This is a genomic window from Lacinutrix sp. (assembly GCF_023299985.1).
GTDB lineage: Bacteria > Bacteroidota > Bacteroidia > Flavobacteriales > Flavobacteriaceae > Lacinutrix.
The window spans coordinates 1-6,264 of the sequence record NZ_JALZVX010000092.1; the positions used below are offsets into that span (position 1 = coordinate 1).

Genomic DNA, 6,264 nt, shown 5'->3' on the forward strand with positions numbered 1-6,264 from the left:
GCGTGCTCAGAAGACGATAGACCAGAAACAGAAACTTATGAACCTACTCCACTTCCATTAAATATTCCGCAGGTTTTTTCAGATAATATAATTCCGCCTGTAGTACCAAATAACAATCCGCAAACGGTCGAAGGTGTTGCCTTAGGTAAAAAACTGTTTTTCGATAAAAAACTTTCTGGAGATCTAACAATGGCGTGCGCTAATTGCCATGCACCGCAAAATGCATTTACAGACAATACACCAACTAGCGATGGTATTGATGGTGTTTTTGGAACTAGAAACGCTATGCCATTATTTAATTTAGCCTGGAATTATGGCGAACGTTTTGCTTGGGATGGAAAAGAGCTAAGTTTAGAGCGTCAAGCGTTAGAACCAGTACAAAATCCAATAGAAATGCATAGTGATTGGGAAGATGTGGTTGATAGATTGCAAACAGATGCAGAATATCCAGAATTATTCCGTTTAGCATTTAATACAACAACTATTACCAAAGAATTAACAGCAAAAGCCATTGCTCAATTTGAACGCACACTAATATCTGCAAACTCAAAATTCGATAGATTTTCTTTGGGCCAAACCACCTTGACAACTCAAGAGTTAAATGGTTTAGATGTTTTTTTACGCGAAGACAAAGGCGATTGTTTTCACTGCCATGGCACTCCAACAAATCCATTATGGACAGATAATATTTTTCACAATAATGGTTTAGATACTAATTTTTCAGACTTAGGTCTAGGAGCTGTTACTGGTGACACTAACGATAATGGTAAGTTTCGAAGCCCTTCGCTTAGAAATTTAGCATACACAGCACCATACATGCATGATGGCAGATTTGCAACTTTAGATGAGGTTATAGAATTCTACAGCACAGGACTAAAACCATCATCTACAATAGATCCATTAATGAAGAATATTCTTAATGGTGGTGTACAATTATCAGCTTCAGACAAAGCAGGTTTAAAAGCCTTTTTATTATCGCTATCTGATCCTTCTTTCCTTACTAATCCTGACTTTCAAGAATAATCTTTTCAATAGAAAAGTCTTATAAAAAAAGACTATTAAACCATATGCTAATATAATGTTAGTTGATATGGTTAAAAGCGACTGATGTTGTATATTTGCACTCTATTTAGAGAAAAACAACTCACTAAATAATTAGATTATAAAGAATTACATCATTTAAGATGTTCGGTCTGACATTTTTTTAAATATTAAAAACAGATCAAATCTACATAAGATTATGATAAAAGTTTCAGAAACAGCTAAAAAGAAAGTTGTAAAATTAATGACTGATGATGGCTATAGTCCAACCGAAGATTATGTTCGTGTTGGTGTTAAAAGTGGTGGTTGTTCTGGTTTGTCTTACGATTTAAAGTTCGACAAAACCCAAGAAGAGGAAGACAAAGTCTTTGAAGATAATGGTGTAAAAATCATTATTAATAAAAAGAGTTTTTTATACTTAATTGGTACAACTTTAGAATATTCTGGAGGATTAAACGGAACTGGTTTCGTGTTTAATAATCCAAACGCTAACCGTACTTGCGGTTGTGGAGAATCATTTTCATTATAAAATTTGAAATAACGCATTATGTCGAAGTATACAGAAGACGATTTAAGAGAAGAACTTAAAACCAAAGAATACGAATACGGTTTTTACACAGACATAGAGTCTGAAACATTTCCTATTGGTTTAAATGAAGATATTGTTCGCGCTATTTCTAAGAAAAAAGAAGAGCCAGAATGGATGACTGAGTGGAGACTAGAAGCTTTTAAAGTTTGGAAATCTATGGAAGAGCCAGATTGGGCTAACGTAAATTATAAAAAACCAGATTTTCAAGCTATTGCATACTACTCTGCACCTAAAGCTATAGACCCTAACAAAACTTTGGACGATGTGGATCCAGATTTACTAGCCATGTATAAAAAGCTAGGAATCTCTGTAGATGAGCAAAAGAAGATGAATAACGTCGCAATGGATATTGTTGTCGATTCTGTTTCTGTAGCTACTACATTTAAAAAGACTTTAGGAGAAAAAGGTATAATTTTTATGCCAATTTCTGAAGCTATACAAGAACATCCAGAATTAGTTAGAAAATACATTGGTACTATTGTACCAACGAAAGATAATTTTTATGCGGCCTTAAATAGTGCAGTATTTAGTGATGGTTCTTTTTGTTACATTCCAAAAGGAGTAAAATGCCCAATGGAATTATCTACCTATTTTAGAATTAACGAAGGTGGAACAGGACAATTTGAACGTACTTTAGTAATAGCAGACGAAGGTAGTTATGTTTCTTACCTAGAAGGTTGTACAGCTCCAAGTCGTGATGAAAACCAATTACATGCAGCTGTTGTAGAGCTTATTGCTCTTGACGATGCAGAAATAAAATACTCAACAGTACAAAACTGGTATCCAGGAAACGACAAAGGAATAGGTGGTGTTTACAATTTTGTAACTAAAAGAGGTTTATGCGAGAAAAACGCAAAAATTTCTTGGACACAAGTAGAAACAGGAAGTGCAGTTACTTGGAAATATCCAAGTTGTATATTAAAAGGTGATAACTCTGTAGGAGAGTTTTATTCTATTGCAGTTACAAACAACTATCAGCAAGCAGATACTGGAACAAAAATGATTCACTTAGGTAAAAACACCAAATCAACTATTATTTCTAAAGGTATATCTGCTGGAAAATCTCAAAATTCATACAGAGGTTTAGTACAAATAGGTTCTCGCGCAGAGAATGCACGTAACTTCTCTCAATGCGATAGTTTGCTAATGGGTAACGAATGTGGTGCACATACCTTTCCATATATAGAAGCTAAAAACAAAACTGCCATGATTGAGCATGAGGCGACAACTAGTAAAATTGGTGAAGACCAAATTTTCTATTGCAATCAACGTGGTATCGATACAGAAAAAGCTATAGCACTAATTGTCAATGGTTTTAGTAAAGAAGTACTAAATAAATTGCCAATGGAGTTTGCCGTAGAAGCGCAAAAACTATTAGAAATCAGCCTTGAAGGCTCAGTAGGATAATTGTTATTATTATGAAAAAAGTACTAATTGTATTATTAACACTTGTAGCTTTTACAAGTTGTAAAAACGAAGCAAAGACAGAAACGCCAACAATTGGTGCTGATGGTATTGAAAAGACTAACAAACAAAACGATGGATTAACATTACTTAGTGGTGAATTCTCGTATTATAAAGATGCGGCAGTTTTACAAGTTGGAAACAGCTCGATATATGGTGTTGTGTTAAACGAAAAAATGCATGAGTTACATAATATGGGTAAACCCTACAGAAAAGAAGCAACTGACGGTGTCATAGTTCAGATTCGTGGAAAAATTATACCTAAAGCAGAAGGAGAAGAAGGTTGGCCTAATAACATTGATATAAAAGAAATCATTAGTGTTAAAGAACCAACTGTTAAAAACGAGGTGATTAAAATTGGAAAATAAAATTATGTTACAAATAAAAGATTTACACGCAAGTGTTGAAGAAAAATCGATTTTAAGAGGTATTAATCTTGAAGTAAAAGCTGGAGAAGTACATGCTATTATGGGACCAAATGGTTCTGGAAAAAGTACTTTAGCATCTGTAATTGCTGGAAAAGAAGAATACGAAGTAGATAAAGGAAGCATTTTTCTTGAAGGAGAAGATATAGAAGAATTAGCAGCAGAAGAACGCGCTCACAAAGGTGTGTTTTTATCATTTCAATATCCTGTTGAAATTCCTGGAGTTTCTGTAACAAACTTTATAAAAACCGCGATTAACGAAACAAGAAAAGCAAAAGGCCTTGGAGACATGCCTGCAAAAGACATGCTTAAAATGATTCGTGATAAAGCCGAAATGCTAGAAATAGACCGTAAGTTCTTATCTCGTTCTTTAAACGTAGGTTTTTCTGGAGGAGAAAAGAAACGTAATGAGATTTTTCAAATGGCAATGCTAGAACCAAAATTAGCCATCTTAGATGAAACAGATTCTGGTTTAGATATCGATGCTTTACGTATTGTTGCTAATGGTGTAAATAAACTAAAATCTAAAGACAATGCTGTAGTTCTAATTACGCACTACCAACGTTTATTAGACTATATAAAACCTGATTTTGTTCACGTTTTATACAATGGTCGTATAGTAAAATCCGGAGGTCCAGAATTAGCACACGAATTAGAAGAAAAAGGTTACGACTGGATTAAAGAAGAAGCAGACGCTTAAAAATTAGTTAGCAGTTTTCGGTCTCAGTTTGCAGTTGCTTACTCTTATCTGATTACTCAAATTAAATAGCTTTAAAAAAAGTATAAATAGTAAACAGATTTTTTTCGCATTTTTTAAATTACTGAAAATGCGACTGATAACTGAAAACTGAATTAAATGGATTTAAAAGAAAAATTAGTAACATCCTTTTTAGCATTCGAAAACAATATCGATATAGACTCACCTGTTCACGATATTCGTAGCGAAGCAATTAAAGCATTCGAAACAAATGGCTTTCCTTCTAAAAAGGAAGAGGCTTGGAAATACACATCATTAAACAATGTTTTAAAGCATGATTACAGTGTATTCCCAAATCAAGAAAATGCTTTAGAATATAAGGATATAAAGAAGTATTTTATACATGATATCGATACTTATAAAATTATATTTATAGATGGAAAATACTCTTCTCATCTATCTCAGGTTACTCATGATGGTTTAGATGTTTGTTTAATGTCTTCGGCATTAAATAAAGACAAATACAGACCTGTAATTGAAAACTATTTTAACAAACTAGCACCTAAAGACAGTTTAACGTCTTTAAATACAGCATTTTCTAATGAAGGTGCCTACATACATATTCCTAAAAATAAATTGGTAGAAAAACCAATTCAAATTATACATTTCTCTACAGGTAATGAAACAGCTTTAATGCTTCAACCAAGAAACTTAATTGTTGTAGACGAAAATTCTCATGTTCAAATTATAGAACGTCATCAAAGTCTAACAAACAATCCTGTGTTAACCAATAGTGTAACAGAGATTTTTGCAGACAAGCGTGCTATTATAGATTATTATAAAATTCAAAACGACAACAAAAACGCATCTTTAATAGATAGTACTTTTGTTCACCAGAAAGATCAAACTAACTGTTTTGTACATACGTTTTCTTTTGGTGGTAAATTAACACGTAATAATCTTAATTTTTACCAAAATGGTGAACACATGGATTCTACAATGAAAGGAATCACCATTATTGGAGATAAACAACACGTAGATCATAACACATTAGTACACCATATAGAACCAAATTGCGAAAGTCACCAAGATTACAAAGGTATTTTTGCAGACAGCTCTACAGGTGTTTTTAATGGTAAAGTTCTAGTAGATAAATTAGCACAGAAAACAAATGCTTTTCAATCTAACAACAATATTTTACTAAGCGATAAAGCGTCTATAAACACAAAACCACAATTGGAGATTTTTGCAGACGATGTTAAATGTTCTCATGGTTGTACCATTGGACAATTAGATGAGAGTGCTTTATTCTATATGAAACAACGTGGTATTCCAGAAAAAGAAGCGAGAGCTTTACTAATGTTTGCTTTTAGTAATAACGTTTTAAATTCTGTAAAAATTCCAGAATTAAAACAACGTATTACTAATATAATTGCGACTAAATTAGGTGTAAATATTGGATTTGATTTGTAACAATATAATCACTTTATAGATAATACAAAAAGCCTTAAACTTAATACGTTTGAGGCTTTTGCTTTTCTAATTGATATTTTTTATTGACTACAGTTTCCATTTTGGATATCTTGAATTGTTGGATTATATGCGTTGTTTTCAATTACAGAAGAACTATTCAAAAACGAACTCTGTAGTGCACAAAAATCTGTAAGTAAAGGGTTTCCTACTCCTGAACTAAAACCTGATGATCCTCCAATATTAATATCTGCTGTTTGTGTGAAAATTAAATTATCTAAACCAGATAGTGATAATAAATTTGGATTATTATCAATTAACAAATTATAATTACCTGCTATAGGATTAATTTGAGTTAATGATTCTAACCCTTGAAAATTTGTTATTCCAGACTCTACAACTGTTAAACCTCCAATTTGAGTTAAACTATCTAAACCCTGAAAATTTAAAAGACTATTTTTTTGCATATCCGTAAATAGCCCTAAAACGAACTATAATTAGTATATTTATCTGGATATATAATTATATAGATATGAATATTTTTTCTTTTGGCATTCATTTTACAAATGAAGAGAGTT

Annotated in this window: 7 protein-coding genes; 6 read left to right on the forward strand and 1 reads right to left on the reverse strand. The window is 32.3% G+C overall.

What is annotated here, in order from left to right; all coding sequences use genetic code 11:
- The 6 genes from Q0C58_RS04540 to sufD form a co-directional block, all read left to right on the forward strand.
- Window positions 1–1,023 (forward strand): cytochrome c peroxidase (locus Q0C58_RS04540; protein WP_366841273.1); only part of this gene is annotated, 1,023 nt, incomplete at its 5' end.
- A gap of 217 nt (window positions 1,024–1,240) precedes the next feature.
- Window positions 1,241–1,570: an iron-sulfur cluster assembly accessory protein gene (locus tag Q0C58_RS04545; RefSeq protein ID WP_290698071.1), complete on the forward strand. Its 330-nt coding sequence runs from the start codon at window positions 1,241–1,243 to the stop codon at window positions 1,568–1,570.
- Window positions 1,571–1,588: 18 nt separating this feature from the next.
- On the forward strand, window positions 1,589–3,037 hold the full coding sequence (gene sufB, locus Q0C58_RS04550; RefSeq protein WP_290698074.1) for a Fe-S cluster assembly protein SufB: 1,449 nt from the start codon (window positions 1,589–1,591) through the stop codon (window positions 3,035–3,037).
- Between the two features lie 11 nt (window positions 3,038–3,048).
- Entirely contained in the window at window positions 3,049–3,462 is a 414-nt protein-coding gene (locus Q0C58_RS04555; protein ID WP_290698076.1) for a hypothetical protein, read from the forward strand.
- A gap of 4 nt (window positions 3,463–3,466) precedes the next feature.
- Complete coding sequence (sufC, locus tag Q0C58_RS04560; protein WP_290698078.1) at window positions 3,467–4,219, forward strand: Fe-S cluster assembly ATPase SufC; 753 nt, start codon at window positions 3,467–3,469, stop codon at window positions 4,217–4,219.
- Between the two features lie 156 nt (window positions 4,220–4,375).
- Entirely contained in the window at window positions 4,376–5,689 is a 1,314-nt protein-coding gene (gene sufD, locus Q0C58_RS04565) for a Fe-S cluster assembly protein SufD (RefSeq protein ID WP_290698080.1), read from the forward strand.
- 80 nt (window positions 5,690–5,769) lie between these two features.
- Here the strand turns inward: sufD and Q0C58_RS04570 are convergent, their stop codons facing one another.
- Entirely contained in the window at window positions 5,770–6,153 is a 384-nt protein-coding gene (locus Q0C58_RS04570) for a hypothetical protein (protein ID WP_290698083.1), read from the reverse strand.
- Window positions 6,154–6,264: the final 111 nt, after the last annotated feature.